We start from the raw sequence: 17,151 nt of genomic DNA, 5'->3' as shown, positions 1-17,151 counted from the left end.
GGGGTGCGGGGCCCGGCGCGTGCCGGGCCCCACGAGATGTCAGGACAGCGTGGGCACGTCGATCCGGTCGATGTCCGGGGCGTACCAGTCGGCGCTGTCGAAGGTGATGGTGTTGGCGCCCGCCTTGAGCGTGACGGGGACGCTGACCGTCTCGACGGTGCCCCAGTCGCCCGTGGACGCGAACTTGTGGCCGGTGGCGGCGCCGCCGTTGGCCGAGACCCGCACGGTGCGGGCGTCACCGCTGACGTAGGCGACCTTGACCAGGTAGGTGCCGGGCTTGTTCACCACGACGTCGTTGAAGCGGAGCGAGCCGCCGAGGTAGAGGTTGCCGACCTTCCGGCCCCCGGAGCAGGCGCCGCAGTCGGCGAGGGAGGCGTTGCCGGCGAGGGTGTTGGCGGCGGCCTCCGCCTCGTAGCCGGTCGTCGGCACGACCGGGCCGTGCGGGGTGACGGTGAACAGGCGCGAGCCGTGCGCGGGGAGGGACTTGGCGACCTTGCCCTTGAGGGAGCCGAGGTTCTCGTGGCTCCACAGGTCGCGGACGGAGGCACGGCCGGAGAAGCCGAGCGAGGCCCAGTCGGCGGTGACGGCGGCCGGGGCGTCGCCGAGGTTGAACAGGGCGACGGTGTAGCTGCCGTCCGCGTTCTTCGCGGCCCAGACCTGCTGGTCGTCGGCGGGGGTGACCGGACGTGCCGGCGGGGTGCCGGTCGCCTGGTTGAGCGCGATGACCTCGCGGTTGGTCAGCAGCGACAGGCCGTAGTCGTCGAGGCGGGTGAGGTCGTCACCGGTGTAGAGCGGGGACTTGGCGATGGCCCACAGCGTCATGTAGGTCTGCCGCTCGGCCTTGGTGAGGCCGTCCATCTCGCCGTTGCCGACGTCGAGGGAGTCCAGGTCGTTCCAGCCGCCCGGGCCGCCGTGCCGGCTCCAGGCCGCGGCGTCGTCGAAGCGGTCGTCGACCGAGTTGTCCCAGGTGACGAGGGTGTCGCAGTAGCACTCGACGTCGGTGTCGATGCGCCAGCCGTTGGAGTACTTCTTCCAGTCGGCGACGTGGCCTCTGTCGAGCGACCAGGACAGCTCGAGGTGGATGGGGCGGCCGGTGTCGGCGATGGCCTTCTGCCAGGCCGCGATGTCGGCACGGTTGTCGTAGTTGTCGCCGCTCTTGAAGGAGCCGGGGCCGACGCCGTCGATCTTCAGGAAGTCGTAGCCCCAGTCCGCGATCATCCGCGCCTGCGAGTCGACGTACTTCTGGGCGCAGGGGTTCGAGAAGTCGATCTTGTAGGAGCTGTCCCAGCCGTTGGTGGTGCGCAGGTCGTCGTAGACGATGTCGGCGGTGGTGCAGTCGGTGGTGTTCCAGATCGGCACCTTGCCGTCGCCGTACCCCTCCTTCTCCAGGCCGACGGGCAGGTAGATGCCGGCCTTGAGGCCCTTGGCGTGGATGTGGTCGGCGACCGCCTTCATGCCGCGCGGAAAGCGCTCGGGGTCGGGGGTCTGCCGGCCGTACGCGTCGAACTCGGGCTTCCAGGACTGGTCGCGCCACCAGCCGGCGTCGAGGTTGACGTAGCTGTAGCCGTACTTCTTGAGCTTGGCGGCCATGGCGTCGGCCTGCTTGAGGACGTTCTTCTCGGTGAGGTAGCTGTAGTCGCCGGTGGGGTTGAGCCCGGGGTACTTCGAGGACTGCATGCTCCAACTGGACCAGCCCATGTAGGGCTTGGCGGCGACCTGGTGCGCGGTGGCGGTGGTCGCGGCCGTCGTGGTGGGCGCACTGCCGGGGCCGGTCGCCTGGGCCGCGGGAACGGCGGCCGACACTCCGGCGGTGAGGGCCAGCACGAGCAGTGTCCTGGCGGCGGTCGAGGGCAGGGCGGAGCGCGAGGGTGACCGCATGGGTCGGGCCTCCTGGGGGTGGGGGTACGGCGGGTGCGGTGCGGGTGTTCCGGGCCTGGGTCGTCAGCCCTTGCCGGAACCGATGGTCAGGCCGCTGATGAACTGCCGCTGGAGCGCGAAGTACACCAGCAGGGTGGGGACGGCGGTCATCAGGGCACCGGCGGCGATGAGGTTGGGGTTGGTGAAGTACTGGCCCTGCAGGTTCGCCAGGGCGGAGGTGATGGGCCGTTTGTCACCCGTCTCGATGAGGGCGAGCGGCCAGAAGAAGTCGTTGTAGATCCAGATCGACTCCAGGGTGGCCAGCGCGGCGAAGGCCGGCCGGCAGAGCGGCAGGATGATCTGGAAGAACTGCCGCCACACGGGCGCGCCGTCGACGAGCGCGGCCTCGGTGATCTCCTTCGGGATCGTCTTCATGTAGTTGCTGAGCACGAAGGTGCAGAAGCCGCACTGGTAGGCGATGTGGATCGCGATGATGCCCCACGTGGAGTTGTAGAGCAGCAGGGAGTCGCTCATCCACGGAGGCAGCGGGACCAGCAGGTAGAGCCGGTAGAGCGGGGTGATGAGGACCTGGGCGGGCAGCAGGTTGCCCGCGGTGAAGAGCATCAGCAGCGCGATGTTCCACCGGAAGTCGAAGCGGGAGACGAAGAAGGCGACGGCCGCGGAGAACAGCAGGGTGCCCAGGACGGACGGGACGGTGATGAGGACCGAGTTCCAGAAGAAGTGCGGCATGCCGGACTGGTTCCAGGCGTCGGTGTAGTTCTGCAGGCTGATGCCGCGCGGCCAGGACAGGTAGCCGTTCTCGCTGGTGTCCGCGTAGGGGCGCAGCGAGGTGTAGACGGCCCAGAGCAGCGGCAGCAGCCACAGCAGCGCGATCGTGGCGAGCAGCAGATGCCGGCCGGTCTGCCGCGGCGGCCGGGAGGGCCTGGTGCCGGGCGGCGGTTCACGGCGGGGCGGGGCCGGGGTGACGGGCGGGGCGGCGGTCGTGGTCACCGGTCCTCCTTGCGGAAGTTCTGGACCAGGAAGGTCCCGATGGCGGTCAGGGAGACCAGGAGCAGCACGACCGCGAGGGCGGAGCCGTAGCCGATGTGGCTGGATTCGCCGATGATGTTGTCCGTGATCAGCAGCGACAGCAGTTCCATGCCGGGTTTGCTGCCGACGCCGCCGCCGAGGACGTAGACGACGTCGAACGCCCGCAGCGACTCCATGACGGTGACGACCAGGATGATGACGTTGACCGGCTTGAGGGCGGGGAAGACCACCTTCAGGAAGGTCTGGCGGCCGTTGGCGCCGTCGAGGGCGGCGGCCTCCTTCAGGGCGGGGTCGAAGCTCTTCAGCCCGGCCAGGTAGAGGATCATGATGTAGCCGGTGTGCCGCCAGGCCGAGGCGACCAGGACGGCCCACAGGTTGAGGTCGGGGTCGCCCAGCCAGTCGATGTGGTGGCCGGGGGCGGCCGCGCCCAGGATGCCGTCCAGCAGGCCCGTGTCCGGGTTGTAGATGATCTCCCAGATGAGGCCGACCACGGCCAGGGAGAGCACCATCGGCAGGAAGATGGCCGTCTGGTAGACCCGGGTGAAGCGGAGCTTCCGGTCGAGCTGGTAGGCGAGGAAGATGCCGAACGGGGTGGGCAGCAGCGCGGTGAACAGCAGCCAGATGACGTTGTGCCGCACCGCCGGCCAGAACGGCGGGTAGTTGGTGAGGATCTGGTGGTAGTTGTCGAGTCCGACCCAGTGGATGTCGGACAGGTGGATGCCGTCCCAGCTGGTGAACGACAGGCCCATGGAGGCCAACGCCGGAAGCCAGACGAAGACGAGGAGGGCGAGCAGCGGCACGCCGATGACGGCCGCCAGGAAGACCCGGTCACCGGCGCCGAGCCGGCGGGGACGGCGGGCCGCCGCGGCGACGGGGGCTCCGGGCGCGGGGGGTGCGGCGGGGGATGCCGAGGGGGACGCGGAGGGGGACGCGGAGGGCACGGTGAACCTTCCCGGTCCGGTCAGGAGGTGAAGAAGCGCGAGCGCTGGGACTCGATGCGCTTCAGCAGGGCCGCGCCGTCGTCCGGGTGGCCGAGCCACTGGGTGAGTCCGGGCAGGACCACCGTCGAGATGAAACCGGGGTCGCTGTCACGGTCGGCGAACTGGGTGATGTGCTTGGCGGAGGCGATGAGTTCGGCGGACTTCTTCTGGAGCGGGTTGTACGAGCCGGTGTCGGCCTTCGCGTGGACCGCCACGTTGCTGGGGTCGACTCCCATGTAGAGGCCCTCGGCCTTGGCGCTGCCGAGGAACTCCAGGAGTTTCTTGGCGCCCTTCTCGTTCTTGGGCTTGCGGCTGAGCATGAAGCCGTCCGTGGGCGCCTCGACGGCGTCCTGGCCGTTGGCCGGGTCGATCTCGGGGAAGGGGAAGAAGTCGATGTCGGCGCGGAGCGCCTCGTCGGAGACCTGCTGGCCGAGGAAGAGGCCGATGACCGCCATGCCGGACTTCTTGTCCAGCAGCGACTGCGCGGCGTCCTGCCACGAGCGTCCGCCGGCGCCCTGCTGGTAGTACGGGCTGATCTCGCGCCACAGGTCGAGGGTGGTCGCGGCGCGCTTGTCGGTCCAGGAGACCTCGCCGCGCATCAGGGACATGTGGAAGTCGTAGCCGTTGGCGCGCAGGTTGAGGTAGTCGAAGGCGCCGAGGATGCTCCAGGCATCGCCGCCGCCGTAGCCGGAGGCGATCGGCGAGAGGCCGTCCTTCTTCATCCGCTTGGCGAGCGCGGTGAACTCCGACCAGGTGCGGGGGACGGTGTAGCCGCGCTCCTGGAACAGGCTCTTCCGGTAGAAGACGCCCCAGGGGTAGTTGTAGAGCGGGACGAAGTAGAACTTGCCGTCCTCGCCGCGGGAGAGCTGCTTGGTGGCCTCGCTGAAGCCGCCGCCTATCTTCTCCCACACGTCGTCGAGGGGGGTGGCCAGGCCCTTCTTGGCGAAGTACTGCATGCGGTAGCCGGCGAACCAGGTGAACACGTCGTCCGGGGTGCCCTGCAGATAGCTGGAGATGCTCTTCTGGAAGCTGTCGTGGTCGACGGTGTTGGTCTTGACCGTCAGGCCGCTGTCCTTGGTGAAGGCCTTCGTGACGGCCGCGTAGGCGGACTTGGGCGTGGCGTCGGCCCCGTTGGATCCGAAGGTCACCGTCTTGGGGTCGGCCGCCGCTCCTCCCCCGCCGCAGGCGGTGAGGAGGGGGGCGGCGAGTGCCGCGGCTCCGAGTCCGAACATTCCGCCGACCACGGTGCGGCGGCTGGGCTGGGGCGCGGTCGGGACGGTGCGGCTCTGCAGCGTCATCGCTACTCCTAGTACGTGTCTGATCTGATGAAGGACTGGATCGCGGTGGCCGCGGCCCCGCGCGCCCACTCCTCGAAGGGCAGCGGTCGCGTTCGCAGGTCGCACTGCCCGGCGGTGCCGAAGGCGGAGGCGGCGAACGCCTCGCAGATCTGGTCGGCGAACAGGTCGTAGGCGACCAGGCCCTCGCCCGAGATGATCACTCGCTCCGGGCCGAAGAGGTTGGCCACCGAACCGATGGCCCGGCCGATCGCCTCGCCGGCCCGCGCGTACACCTCCCGGGCCCCCGGGTCGCCCCCGTGGGCCAGTCGCAGCGCCTCGGCGGCGTCGGCCACGGGGGTGCCCGTCGCCTCGCGGACGGCGCGGACGATCGCGGGGTCCGCCGCGATCGCCTCCACGCAGCCGTGGTTGCCGCAGTGGCACAGCGGTCCGGCCGGGTCGATGGACAGGTGCCCGATCTCGCCGGCCACCCCGTACGCGCCCGAGACCACCCGCCCGTGCACGACGAGGCCGCAGCCGATGCCCGCGCCGACCGTCACGACGGCGAAGTCCGACAGGCCCACGCCCGCGCCGAACCACTGCTCGGCCACGGTGAGCGCCCTGACGTCGTTGTCGACGGTGACGGGCAGGCCCGTCACCGCCCCGGCCAGCTCGGCCAGCGGGATGTCCCGCCAGTCGAGGAAGGGCGAGTAGCGCACCACACCGCCGGCCCGGTCCACATCACCGGAGACGGCGACGCCCAGGCCGCTGACGTGAACGCCGAAGCCGTCAGCCTCCGCCAGCAGTTCGTGCACCAGCGCCGCGGCCGCCTCCAGGACGGCCCTGGGGTCCGGGGCGGCCAGCGGCACATGGCGGGAGGCGCGGATCCGGCAGCACAGGTCGGTCAGCACGCCGATGATCTCGTCACCGGTGATCTTGAGGCCGATGAACAGCGCCCGGCCGCCGTCCACCCGCACGGGGTTGGCCGGCCGCCCCAGGGAGGGTCGCGCCTCCTCGTCCACGTCCTCGACGAGGTAGCCGGCCTCGATGAGCGGCCGGACCGCCTTGGTGACCGCGGCCGCGGACAGCCCGGCACGTTTGGCGATCTCGGTGCGGGTGAGCGGACCGTGGCACAGGACGGTGGTGAAGATCTGGGCGGCGGCCGGCGTGTGGGCCGGGAACGCCTCCTCCGGCGGGATCGAGCGCATGGCCGGGAACCTAGAGTGGTTCTTTTCTGCTGTCAATAAAAGAAGCAAGGTTCCTCGGAAGTCGCCTCTGTGAGCTGCCGTCAGCTTGAAAAGGTCGGATCAGAGTGGGTGTTGACATCTGATCCAAGGTAAGGATTGGCTGCCGACTGTCTCCTGGCGCCACCCGAACGTGAGGACCCATGCCCGTGATCACCCATGCCCCGGACACCGGGCTCTGGCTGCTGAGCACCCCGCGCACGTCGTACGCCCTGCGTATCGACGCCACCGGTGCCCCCTGCCACGTCGCCTGGGGCCCGCGGCTGAGTCTCGAGGAGGCGGGCGAACTCGCCGTTCCCCCGGGGCCGGACGCCAGCAGTTTCGAGGGCCGCCCGCCGGTGGGCGAGGAACTCCCCGTCGACGGCGGCGCGCGCTTCGGGCCGCCCTCGCTCCAGGTCCGCTTCGCCGACGGGACCCGGGCCTTCGAGTGGCAGCCGACGGGGCATCTCGTGCGCGAACCCGAACCGGGCGTGTGGGAGCTGTCGCTGCGCTTCCGCGACCGCGTGTACCCGCTGGAGGTCGCGCTCCTCTACCGTGTCCACGACGACGCCGACGTCATCGAGCGCCGCACGGTCCTGCACAACGCGGGCCACCGGAACCTCACCGTGCTCCGCGCGGACTCCGCCGCCTGGACCCTGCCTCCCCTTCCCGACTACCGGCTCAGCCACGTCACGGGCCAGTGGTCGGCCGAGAGCCAACTGCGCCGGGACCGGCTGCCGTACGGCGAGACCGTGCTGACCAGCCGCCGCGGCATCACCAGCCACCACGCCAACCCCTGGGTGATGCTGGACGCGGGCGACGCCACCGAGACCCACGGCCGGGTGTGGAGCGCCGCGCTGGCCTGGAGCGGCAGTTGGCGCGTCACCGCGCAGCGCACCCCCGACGGGCGCGCCGGCCTCACCGGGGGCGCCGGCCACGACGGCACGAGCCTGCCGCTCGCCCCCGGCGAGGAGTTCACCACACCGCCGTTCGTCGGCCTGTGCACCGACGGGGGCTTCGGCGCCGCCAGCCGCGCATGGCACGCCTACACCCTGGCCCACGTCCTGCCGCACCCGCGGGAGACCGCCCCGGTGCTCTACAACTCGTGGGAGGCCACGGGCTTCGACGTCGACGAGCCCGGCCAGATGGCACTCGCCGCCCGGGCCGCCGCGCTCGGTGTCGAACTCTACGTGGTCGACGACGGATGGTTCGGCGCCCGGCGCAACGACCGGGCGGGGCTGGGCGACTGGACCCCGGCCGCGGAGCGCTTCCCCTCCGGGCTGGCCCCGCTGGCCGACGAGGTGCACCGGCTCGGAATGCGCTTCGGGCTGTGGGTGGAGCCCGAGATGGTCAACCCGGACAGCGACCTGTACCGCGAGCACCCGGAGTGGGTGCTGCACGTCCCGGACCGGACCAGGACGGAGCTGCGCAACCAGCTGGTGCTCAACTTCGCGCGACGGGACGTCGCCGACTGGGCGTACGAGTGGCTCACCCGGCTCGTCGCCAAGAACGGCGTGGACTTCCTCAAGTGGGACATGAACCGCGCCTTCAGCGAGGCCGGCTGGCCCGGCCGGGAAGATGGCGCGGACCGGCTGTGGACCCGTTACGTGCACAATCTCTACGGGGTGATCGACCGGCTCCGGGCCGACCACCCCGGGCTTCGCATCGAGTCGTGCAGCGGCGGCGGGGGCCGGGTGGACCTCGGCATCCTCTCCCGCACCGACCAGGCCTGGCCCTCGGACAACACCGACGCCGCCGACCGCGTGGCGATCCAGCACGGCTACGGCCAGGTCTACCCCGCGCGCACCATGGCGGCCTGGGTGACCGACGTGCCGAACCAGCTCACCCACCGCACGGTGCCGCTGCGCTTCCGGTTCCACGTCGCGATGGCGGGCCTGCTCGGCATCGGCGGTGACCTCACCCGCTGGTCCGAGGAGGAACTGACCGCCGGGGCGGAGCTGGTGGCCGAGTACAAGCGGGTCCGCCGGCTCGTCCAGCACGGAGCGCTGCACCGGCTGCGCGGTCCTGGGGACGACGGTCCCACCGTGGTGGAGTACGCCGCGCACGACGGGAGCGAGGCGCTGGTGCTCGCCTGGCAGCGCGCCCAGCGGCACGGCAGCCCGCGGGGGCCGGTCCGGCTGGGCGGCCTCACGGCCGGGGCCCGCTACCGCGACACCCGCACCGGAACCGTGCACCACGCGACCGTGCTGGGCGAATACGGGCTGTCGCTCGAACTGCCGCCCGGGGACTGGGCCAGCGCGGCGGTGCACCTGGTCCGCGTCACAGAGGGCGGCAACGGCTGACCACCCGTCACACCCGGTCGCCGGACGCGCATGTGGGCAACTGCGCAAACCCGCAGCAGCCGGATCTTGTCCAGCATGACGTGTCGCCGTCAAGGTGAGCTCCGTCCGCCCGCCTCGAAGACCCGCCGGCCCTCTGCACGTTCCTCACCCGATCATCGAAGGGCGTTGCATGTCCATTCGCTCCAGACGAGTACAACGAACGCGGCTGACGGCGCTCGCCGCGCTGTTGTCCACGATCATCGCGCCTCCCCTCGCCCATGCCGCGGACCCGGACGCTCCGGCGTCGAGAGCCGCGGCGGCCGCGGCTCCGGGGACGCACTCCCTCACCCTCTCCGACGGCTCGACGGTGCGCTGGTCCGACGACGGGTCGGGCACGCTGACCCGCAAGGACGGCACCACCAGGGCCTTTCCCGTAGCGGGGACCAAGGGCCGCAGCGCCTTCGGCGGCCCCCTGACCCCCTCCGCCGAGATCCTCCAGCGGCGTGCCGACGCCTCGGCCATGACCCCGTTCACCCTGGGCGGCGGATCCGCGGACGCCCGGTCGGCGGTCCGGCCCCGGACCATGAACTCCGGTGCCGTGGAGCTCCCGAAGGCGGTCCGCGCCGCCATCGACGGCATCGGCGAACGGAGTTCGGCCCGCACGGCCGCCCCCTCCGCCGGTGCCAAGGACCTGCCCGCCAACGAGGGGCTGACCACGTCCTTCCAGTCGTACCTCAACGCGGGTGGGGTCAACGCGGTCGGTGCCTTCCAGGACACCGCCACGTATCTGAAGGCGCTGCCCGGCCAGGGCCAGATCATCACCAACGTGTCGCTGGGCGACCTCACCGACCAGGGCATGGCGGACGCGGGCGACGACTACGTGCGCCTCAACGGCCCCACCACGGTGCTCCGCGACGGCAAGCGTTACCTGGACTTCCCCTCGCTGCCGCTCATACCCACCTACACCAGCGACAACAAGGGCCGCCTCGATCCGGCCGGATCCATCAAGGGGCAGGACCCCAACCTCGCCGAAGTGCTGCTCGACTTCTCGATGATGGCCCCGCTGCCGCACGACCGGCAGCGCCCGGAGGCCACCGGGAGCGGCGCCACCGATCTGCTGGGCATCGCACCCGGCGCGCGGTACCGCCTCGTGATCCCCGAGGAGCCCTCCGCCGTGGGCATCGCCGCCGCGCTGCGGGCCGCGGCCGCCCAGAAGCCCAGGCCGAACGTCATCACCGCGAGCCTCGGCTTCGGCACCGACGGCTCGATCGGCTTCCCCTCGCGGTGGCTGGAGGACGACCCGGAGATCAGGGACACCCTGCGCTCGATCGTGGACTCGGGGATCGTCGTGGTCGTGTCGTCCAACGACGGCACCCGCCTGGGCCTGCCGGTGTCGGTCGGCCCCGACGGCGGCAGCACGCCGACCGACCTGACGGCGAGCAGCCGCGCCCAGACGTCCATCGACGACGTCGCCCCCACCACCACCCCCACCCTCGTCCGTGACACCGGGGTGATCGCCGCCGGCGGCACCACCGTCGACGACACCCTGAGCTCGGACGACGTGCGCACCGCCGTCTACCCGACGACCCGCTACAACGGATCCGCCGGCTACTCCTCGGGGTTCGGCACCCGGATCGACCTGGCGGCGCCCGGTGACAACCTGCCGTCGCTGATCCACACGCCGGAAGGACCGGGCGTGGTGCTCAACGGCGGGACCTCGGCCTCCGCCCCGATGATCGCCGCCGCCGCGGCCAACGTGCTGGCCGCCGCCAAGGCGACCGGGCAGAAGCTCAGCCCCCGGGAGGTCAGGAAGCTGCTGGTCGCCACCGGCCGCCCGATCGCCCAGCCCCCGCAGGCCGACCGCGAACTGCGGATGGGCCCGCAGCTGGACGTGACCGCGGCCGTGGAGAAGGTCCTCGCCAAGAAGCATCGCCTCACCCCGGCGGCGGTACGGCTGTCCGTCGCCGAGCGCCAGCTCCTCTCGGTGAGCCCGACCACCTCGTTCGTCGAGGCCACCGATCCGTCCGCCATCGATCTGGCCGGCCCCTCGGACGCCTGGGGCAACCCGTCCGGGCAGAACTCGCTCGCGCCCCTCACCTTCGGGCTCGACCTCGCGGGCGGCGACCGGAAACTGACGTACCGTCTGCGCGTCGGCGACCACGGCACGATCCCGTCCGCCGGCCCCAGCCTGCGCGTCCTGCCACATGAACTGCTCGGCGCCGCCGGTCTGCCGTTCGCCTCGGACGAACCGCGCAGTTTCAACGTCACGTTCGAGGCGCTCGACGGGAGCAGGGTGGTCGCCTCGGCCGGCAGGCGGCTCACCCTCGGCGCGGCCGACGGCACCTATGTGCAGCCGAAGGCGCCGACCACCCCTGGCTCCGCGCCGCTCGGCAGGTCCGTCACCGTACGCTACGACCTGACCGGACTGCGGGACGCCACCGCGCCCGAGCTGGTGCTCTCCTCGGTCGGGCACTGGACGCCCTTCACCACCAGCGACAAGTGGCGCGCCCAGTGGCGGACCCCGCTCACCGGCACCAAGGGCACGGTGACCATCCCCGCCTCCGCGTTCGCGCCGGGCGGCGCCGGGCTGTACGGCGTCGGCATCACGCTCTACGACGGCCAGGTCTTCGGGGACTTCCGCGCGCTGCGCATCGGTCCCGGCGCGGACCAGCGGCCGCAGGCGCCGCTGCTGGGCACCGGGCGGACCGCCACGGCGCACTCCGCCGAACGGACGCTGGCCGAGCCCGGGCTGACGGTCTCCTGGGACGCCTCCTCGGTGCGCCACGCCGACGGCGCGGCCGTCGAGTTCCTGACCCCCGCACCCACCCTGTACGGAGCCCTCAACACCGCCACCAACCAGAACGGCAGCGGCCGCGACGACAACGGCGTCGACCACGCCTCCACCCTCTTCCGGCCCCTGCCGTCGGTGAAGGGCAGGACGGTGCTCGACCTGAAGGCCCTCGGCCTGCCCACCGGACTGCAGTATCCGGTCCGGGTCTTCGCCACCCGCCACGGCAAGCCCGTCGGCCAGGCGTCACCGACGTCGTTCCTGCAGTACCTCGACGGTGACACCGTCTCGGGAACCCTGGAGAACATCGAGGTCGGCAACGGCACGGCACTGCTGGCCACCGACGACTTCGCCGAGGGCGAGGACGGCTGGATCCATCTGAAGGGCTCCGCCACCACCGCGTACTCCCTCTCCACGGGACGCCTCGGCACGAAGGTGTCACAGCAGACCGGCACCTCGATGATGCAGGAGGTGCTGGGGGCCGACCCCGCGACGGGCCACACGCTGATCGGCCACCGGCCGTTCGACGGCGGTGTGCTCCCCGAGGTCGACCTGCGCGACACCAGGACCGGCGGGCGCGTGAAGCTCAGCGCGCTCGACCCGGGCAACGGCTCGACGTCGGTGTACTTCCAGGGCGGTGCCGTCGACCCGGCCCGGCACCGGGCGGCCGTGGCGACCTTCGACGGGGTCTCGGGCGTGGCCCAGCTGTGGATCGTCGACATGGCCACCGGCACGGTCTCCGCGCCGATCCCGGTCAACGCGGACAACCCGGGGCGGGCCTTCGGCAACGTCTCCGTCGACGCGTCGACGGGCACGTTCTTCGTCGCCACCACCGGCACCATGGGGGCCTGCCTGTCCGGGCGCGTCCCCTACTGGGCCGTGTCGGTCGACCCCGGCACCCGGAAGGTGTCGCCGCTGACCACCATGCCCGCCTGCGCCGCCGGGCTCCTGCCCGACGGCAAGGGCGACCGGGTTTACGTCGCCGCCGGGCCCGCCACCCCCAGCTACACCACGGGCGAGTTCCCCACCAGCACCTGGCGTTCGGCCGACCAGAAGACCCTGGCCGCCTCCGCGCCGAGTGACCTGGGCACCCGGGGAGTGATGTGGCCCGCGCTCGACACCAAGAACCACCTCGCCCTCGTCGCCCACCTGTACGAGGAGGCCACCACCGGCGACAACAACGCCCTCAGCGAGATCACCGTCCTCGACCCCGACACCGGGAAGGTGCTCGCCCGGCACCCCGTCGCCAACCTCGTCAACTCCACCCTCAGCACGTCCAACTTCGACTTCACCAGCCGGCGCGGTCTGTTCCTCGACCCGGGGACCCGCACCGTCTTCCTGGTGAACCCCTGGGCCAACGGCCTGCAGCGGTTCCACTACTGAACGACCCGGAGGCCGGGTCCGCCACCCCACGGGTGGCGGACCCGGCCTCCGGCCTTCCCGGCCCGGATCAGATGCCGAGCGCCTCGGTGACGGCGGCGAGGTACCGGTCCACCGGGCCGGCGGTGAGCAGCCCGCTACCCGCGCCCGCGAGTTCACCGGCGGCGGGGAGGAGGCGGGCACGGAGCTCCACCAGGACGTCCCTGTCGCCGAGTTCGACCGCGGCCACGGCCTGCAGGCAGCAGAGCGCCTCGTACAGCAGGTCCGCGGGCGGCTCCGGCGCGGCGCGCAGTGCGGACAGGGCCTCGGCACGGCGCCCGGCGCGCAGCAGCAGAAGGGGCTCGACCCACGACCGGTAGGGACCCCAGTCCGCGGCCGGATCTGCGCCCTCCGCCGCGACCGCCGCCGGGGCGGAACCGTCCGCCAGCCCGAGGCAGAACAGGGCGAGCGGCAGCAGGCCCCGCTCCACGCCCGGCATCCCCGCGCCGTCCAGCCGCGCGGCGGCGGCCCGGTAGGCGGCCTCGGCCCGCGCTCCCCGTCCGGACGCGGCCAGCCGCAGTGCCCGGTACCACTGGGTGAAGACGCCCGCCAGGGGCAGCTCGTGGCGTTCGGCCAGCACGTCGACGGCGGCGGCGTGCTCGTCGGCCGCTGTGAAGTCGGCGAGCGCGCCGCGCGACTGGATCCGGATCAGGTGACCGAGCACCTCGTACGTGGTCAGGCCGTGCCGCCTGGCCACCGCCACCAGTTCCGCGCCGATCGCGTCCCGCCGCGTCGCGAGCCCCGCCCGGGTGCACGACTGCATGAACACCCCGTTGAGGGCGAACGCCAGGAGCGCGGGGTCGTCCAGCCGGCGGGCGATCTCCTCGGCCTGCCGTGCGGCGCGCGGTCCGCGCGGGGAACGGGTGCCGCGCATCTCCACCGCGACCGTGGCCAGCAGCCGGCAGCGTGCCGCCTCGTGCCCTGCGTCGTCCGGCAGGGCGGCCAGCGTGCGTCCGGCCGCGGCGACGATGCGCCGGGACTGCTCGGGGTCGTCGCTGCGCGTCCAGATCGCGGGCACGTCGTAGGCGCCGATCACCCGGGCGGTCAGCTCCGGGTCGCCGAACTCCTCCGCCGCGGTGACGGCCGCCAGGCGGTGCTCTCGGGCCGCCGTCAGGCCGCCGCCCCCGGTCACCGCGAGATTGCGGATCAGCCCGACCGTCGACTCCAGCCGGGCGCGGGCTCCCGCGGCGACCGTACGGTCGTACGCCTCGGCCGCCCGTGCCCACACCCGGTCCGCCGCCTCGCCCGGTCCGGCGGCCGGGTGCGCACCCGGGTGGTGCTGGTACCGGTGCGGGTCCAGACGCGGGTCCTGGGCGAGCATGTCCGCCTCCAGGCGCCGCAGCGCCGGTCCCGGATCGAGCCCCAGCCCCTCCGCCAGCATCGCCCGCGCCCGGCGCAGCACGGCGAGCGCGTCTCCCTGACGGCCCGACCGGTACAGCGCGAGGGCCAGCAGGCGCCATGCGTCCTCCCGCCACGGGTGCCCGGTCAGATGCGCGTCCAGGTCGGGTACCGCCTCGGCGGGCCGGCCGAGCGCCAGCCGCGCCTCCGCGCGCTGTTCCACCGCCCGCAACCGCAGTTCGGCGAGGCGGGAGCGCTCGCCCCGGGCCCACTCCTCGTGCGCGTACTCGCCGTAGGACGGGCCGCGCCACAACTCCAGTGCCTGCGCGAGCCGTTCCAGCGCCCGCGCGGGCGGCAGTCCGGCGGCGGCCTCGACCGCCGCCTCGAATCGCCATGCGTCCACCGCGTCCGGGGCCGCCCGCAGCGCGTACCCGGGGCCTTCGGTGACCAGCAGCCGGGCGGGGGCCCGGGGCGGCCGCTCCGGCTCCAGCACCCGGCGCAGCGCCCCGACGAAGGTCTGCACGGCGCCGACGGCACCGTCCGGGGGCTCCTCCCACAAGTCCGCCACCAGGCGGGACACCGGTACGACACGGCGGCGTGCCACGATCAGCCGCGCCAGCACCTCCCGGTGCCTCGGGCCCTTCAGCGCGAGCGCCCGGCCGTCGTCGTCCCAGGCGACGACCGGCCCGAGCACTCCGAACGCGACGCGCACCTCGCCCACCTCTCCGGCCTTCTCCCCGGCTGCCACGGTACGCGCTGACCGGACGCTGATTCGCGGGCGGGAGGCTCGGGGCGTCCGCCGCCGGCGGGCACCCCTCATCCACCACGGAACGAGAGCAGCGCACCATGACACCGGTCATCCCCGGCTTCGCCCGCCATCGCGTCCCCGTCGCCGACGGCGTCGCCCTCAACGTCGCCGTGGGCGGCTCGGGCAGCCCCGTCGTCCTGCTGCACGGCTTCCCGCAGACCCATCTCATGTGGCGCCACGTCGCCGCCGACCTGGCCGCCGACCACACCGTGATCTGCCCCGACCTGCGGGGTTACGGCGCAAGTGACAAGCCGGCCGCCGCCGGGCCCGCCACGTACTCCAAGCGCGCCATGGCCGCCGACGTCGTCGCCCTGGCCCGCGCGCTCGGTCACGAACGCTTCGCGCTCGCCGGCCACGACCGGGGCGGCCTGGTCGCCTTCCGGGCCGGACTCGACCACCCCGCCGCGATCTCCCATCTGGCCTGCCTCGACGTCCTGCCGACCCTGGACATGTGGGACGTCATGCGCGGCCCCACCGCGGCCGTCGGATTCCACCTGTATCTGATGGCCCAGCCGCCGGGGCTGCCCGAACGAATGATCGCCGCCGCTCCGGACGCCTTCTTCGGGCACTTCCTCGACGCCTGGAACCACTCCCCCGACGCCGTCCCGCCCGCCGTCCGCGCCGCCTACCTGGACGCCTGCCGCGCGGCCGTCCCCTCCATCGTGGCCGACTACCGCGCCTCGGCGACCGTCGACATCGACCACGACCGCGCCGACCGCGCCGCGGGCCGCCTGCTCCGGATGCCGGTCCGCGTGCTCCAGCAGGACTGGGGCGCCGCGCTCGGCTACGACGCCCGCGGCCTCTGGCGGGCCTGGGCCCCCGCGTTGACGCACACCACGGTCGACTGCGGCCACTTCATGGCCGAGGAGGACCCGCGACTCGTCGCGACGGCCCTGCGCGAGCTGTTCGCCGGCTGAGGCGTCACGCGCCCGCGGGGCGGCGCGGGATGCGGGGGCGGGATGCGGGATGCGGGATGCGGGATGACATCCGGATCGATTTACATTACAACTAGAGTATGTAACGAAATAAATAGAGGAGGATCGCATGCCTCTCGCCCCCGCTCCCGAAACCGGCCGGCCGTCCCGCGGTGTGACCGCCGAGCACTGGTTCGACTTCATCTGCCCCTACTGCTACGTCGCCCGGGACCGCAACCGGATCCTCCGCGGGCACGGGATCCGCGTCGTCGAGCACGCGCTGCAGATCCACCCCGAGATCGGGCCCGGCGGCATCCCGGCCGGTCCGCGCAGGGGCCCCGCGTACGCGTTCGTCGCCGAGGAGGCCGCGGCCGCCGGCCTCCCGCTGCGCTGGACGGACCGCATCGCATCCTCGCGCCCGGCGCTGGCGGCGTTCGAGTGGCTCGCCGCGAACGGACCGCGGACAACCTCCGTACGCTTCGCCGAGGCCGTGTTCGCCGCCAACTTCGCCGAGGGCCGCGACATCGAGTCGGAGGACCTGCTGCTCTCGCTGGCCGAGGACGCGGGCGGCGACGCGGAGGGCCTGCACCGCGTGTGGAACCCCGGGTCGATGACCGAAGCGCTGGCCCGTTCGAGGTCCCTCGCCTCGCGATACGGCGTCCACGGCACACCCACCTGGGTCTCCGGGCGCCACGGGATCTCCGGCCTGCGTCCCCGGCAGTGGTTCCACGACTGGGCCACCGCGCTGACGCCCCCGATCGCGACGGCGGCGGAATGACGCCGCGGCCGGCCCCGTTCCGTCGGTCAACCCCGCAGCGCGTCCATGTGGGCTGCGGCGTCCCCGGCCGCCTCGTCGGGACTCCGGCCCCGCTCGCGGGCGACCATGTACGCGGCGTACCAGTCCGACCACCGGTGCTCCGGGGCCGTCGCCTCGTAGGCGCCGTGCCGCTTGCTCCTCGGTCTCACGCAAGAGCTCGGCCAGGTGAGAGACGTCCATGGCGGAACCTCCTCGCTCGTGCGGCCCCGTCACCGTCCGGTTCGCCGCACCGGGCTCTCCGGCCCGGAATCCCACCGTCCGCGAGGACGCCGCGACCGCGCAACCCGGGGCGGCCGGACGGCTCGGTGTCGAGCTGTACTTCGACATCTAGGAAGCCCGCAGGTCAGGGCCATACTTCCCTGACCTGGGCCGTCCATGGGCCGTGGGCCGTGCCTCCCCTC

At 72.6% G+C, this 17,151-nt stretch carries 12 protein-coding genes; 5 read left to right on the top strand and 7 right to left on the bottom strand.

All coding sequences use genetic code 11. From position 1 onward, the window contains the following. Window positions 1-39: 39 nt before the first annotated feature. The 5 genes from AB0F62_RS25905 to AB0F62_RS25885 form a co-directional block, all read right to left on the bottom strand. Window positions 40-1,878 (bottom strand): CBM35 domain-containing protein, encoded by a 1,839-nt coding sequence (locus AB0F62_RS25905; RefSeq protein ID WP_361803728.1) that lies wholly within the window; start codon window positions 1,876-1,878, stop codon window positions 40-42. A 63-nt stretch (window positions 1,879-1,941) separates the two neighbouring features. Continuing rightward, window positions 1,942-2,868: a carbohydrate ABC transporter permease gene (locus tag AB0F62_RS25900; RefSeq protein ID WP_361803725.1), complete on the bottom strand. Its 927-nt coding sequence runs from the start codon at window positions 2,866-2,868 to the stop codon at window positions 1,942-1,944. After that, the gene (locus tag AB0F62_RS25895; protein ID WP_361803722.1) at window positions 2,865-3,848 is read right to left on the bottom strand and encodes a sugar ABC transporter permease; all 984 of its coding nucleotides are present in this window, start codon (window positions 3,846-3,848) and stop codon (window positions 2,865-2,867) included. Before AB0F62_RS25895 ends, AB0F62_RS25900 begins: the two co-directional genes overlap by 4 nt. A 20-nt stretch (window positions 3,849-3,868) precedes the next feature. Continuing rightward, window positions 3,869-5,185 (bottom strand): ABC transporter substrate-binding protein, encoded by a 1,317-nt coding sequence (locus tag AB0F62_RS25890; protein ID WP_361803719.1) that lies wholly within the window; start codon window positions 5,183-5,185, stop codon window positions 3,869-3,871. 8 nt (window positions 5,186-5,193) lie between these two features. Continuing rightward, window positions 5,194-6,369, bottom strand: coding sequence for an ROK family transcriptional regulator (locus tag AB0F62_RS25885; RefSeq protein ID WP_361803716.1), 1,176 nt, complete (start codon window positions 6,367-6,369; stop codon window positions 5,194-5,196). Window positions 6,370-6,548: 179 nt separating this feature from the next. On the opposite strand from AB0F62_RS25885, the gene AB0F62_RS25880 reads away from it, so the two are divergent. Beyond that, complete coding sequence (locus AB0F62_RS25880; protein WP_361803713.1) at window positions 6,549-8,687, top strand: alpha-galactosidase; 2,139 nt, start codon at window positions 6,549-6,551, stop codon at window positions 8,685-8,687. 169 nt (window positions 8,688-8,856) lie between these two features. Next, window positions 8,857-12,837, top strand: coding sequence for a S8 family serine peptidase (locus tag AB0F62_RS25875; protein ID WP_361803710.1), 3,981 nt, complete (start codon window positions 8,857-8,859; stop codon window positions 12,835-12,837). A gap of 67 nt (window positions 12,838-12,904) precedes the next feature. Here AB0F62_RS25875 and AB0F62_RS25870 read toward each other — a convergent pair whose 3' ends face one another. Next, entirely contained in the window at window positions 12,905-14,923 is a 2,019-nt protein-coding gene (locus tag AB0F62_RS25870; protein ID WP_361803707.1) for a BTAD domain-containing putative transcriptional regulator, read from the bottom strand. A 134-nt stretch (window positions 14,924-15,057) separates the two neighbouring features. Between AB0F62_RS25870 and AB0F62_RS25865 the strand changes: the two genes are divergently transcribed. Together AB0F62_RS25865 and AB0F62_RS25860 are read left to right on the top strand one after the other, a co-directional pair. Next, window positions 15,058-15,936, top strand: coding sequence for an alpha/beta hydrolase (locus AB0F62_RS25865; RefSeq protein ID WP_361803704.1), 879 nt, complete (start codon window positions 15,058-15,060; stop codon window positions 15,934-15,936). A 127-nt stretch (window positions 15,937-16,063) separates the two neighbouring features. After that, the gene (locus AB0F62_RS25860) at window positions 16,064-16,711 is read left to right on the top strand and encodes a DsbA family protein (protein ID WP_361803701.1); all 648 of its coding nucleotides are present in this window, start codon (window positions 16,064-16,066) and stop codon (window positions 16,709-16,711) included. Between the two features lie 26 nt (window positions 16,712-16,737). On the opposite strand, the gene AB0F62_RS25855 is transcribed toward AB0F62_RS25860, so the two are convergent. Beyond that, window positions 16,738-16,899, bottom strand: coding sequence for a bleomycin resistance protein (locus AB0F62_RS25855; RefSeq protein WP_361803698.1), 162 nt, complete (start codon window positions 16,897-16,899; stop codon window positions 16,738-16,740). Window positions 16,900-16,928: 29 nt separating this feature from the next. Between AB0F62_RS25855 and AB0F62_RS25850 the strand changes: the two genes are divergently transcribed. Next, entirely contained in the window at window positions 16,929-17,081 is a 153-nt protein-coding gene (locus AB0F62_RS25850) for a hypothetical protein (protein ID WP_361803695.1), read from the top strand. Window positions 17,082-17,151 lie beyond the last annotated feature (70 nt).

The sequence above is a fragment of the Streptomyces sp. NPDC026673 genome (assembly GCF_040638135.1).
Taxonomy (GTDB): Bacteria; Actinomycetota; Actinomycetes; order Streptomycetales; family Streptomycetaceae; genus Actinacidiphila.
This window is presented reverse-complemented; position numbering and strand designations above follow the sequence as displayed.

Excerpts from the sequence above, each read along its gene's own strand:
- AB0F62_RS25880 (WP_361803713.1), top strand. The coding sequence starts at position 6,549 with ATGCCCGTGATCACCCATGCCCCGGACACCGGGCTCTGGCTGCTGAGC.
- AB0F62_RS25850 (WP_361803695.1), top strand. The coding sequence starts at position 16,929 with ATGGCGGAACCTCCTCGCTCGTGCGGCCCCGTCACCGTCCGGTTCGCC.
- AB0F62_RS25865 (WP_361803704.1), top strand. The coding sequence starts at position 15,058 with ATGACACCGGTCATCCCCGGCTTCGCCCGCCATCGCGTCCCCGTCGCC.
- AB0F62_RS25860 (WP_361803701.1), top strand. The coding sequence starts at position 16,064 with ATGCCTCTCGCCCCCGCTCCCGAAACCGGCCGGCCGTCCCGCGGTGTG.
- AB0F62_RS25905 (WP_361803728.1), bottom strand. The coding sequence starts at position 1,878 with ATGCGGTCACCCTCGCGCTCCGCCCTGCCCTCGACCGCCGCCAGGACA.
- AB0F62_RS25890 (WP_361803719.1), bottom strand. The coding sequence starts at position 5,185 with ATGACGCTGCAGAGCCGCACCGTCCCGACCGCGCCCCAGCCCAGCCGC.
- AB0F62_RS25885 (WP_361803716.1), bottom strand. The coding sequence starts at position 6,369 with ATGCGCTCGATCCCGCCGGAGGAGGCGTTCCCGGCCCACACGCCGGCC.
- AB0F62_RS25875 (WP_361803710.1), top strand. The coding sequence starts at position 8,857 with ATGTCCATTCGCTCCAGACGAGTACAACGAACGCGGCTGACGGCGCTC.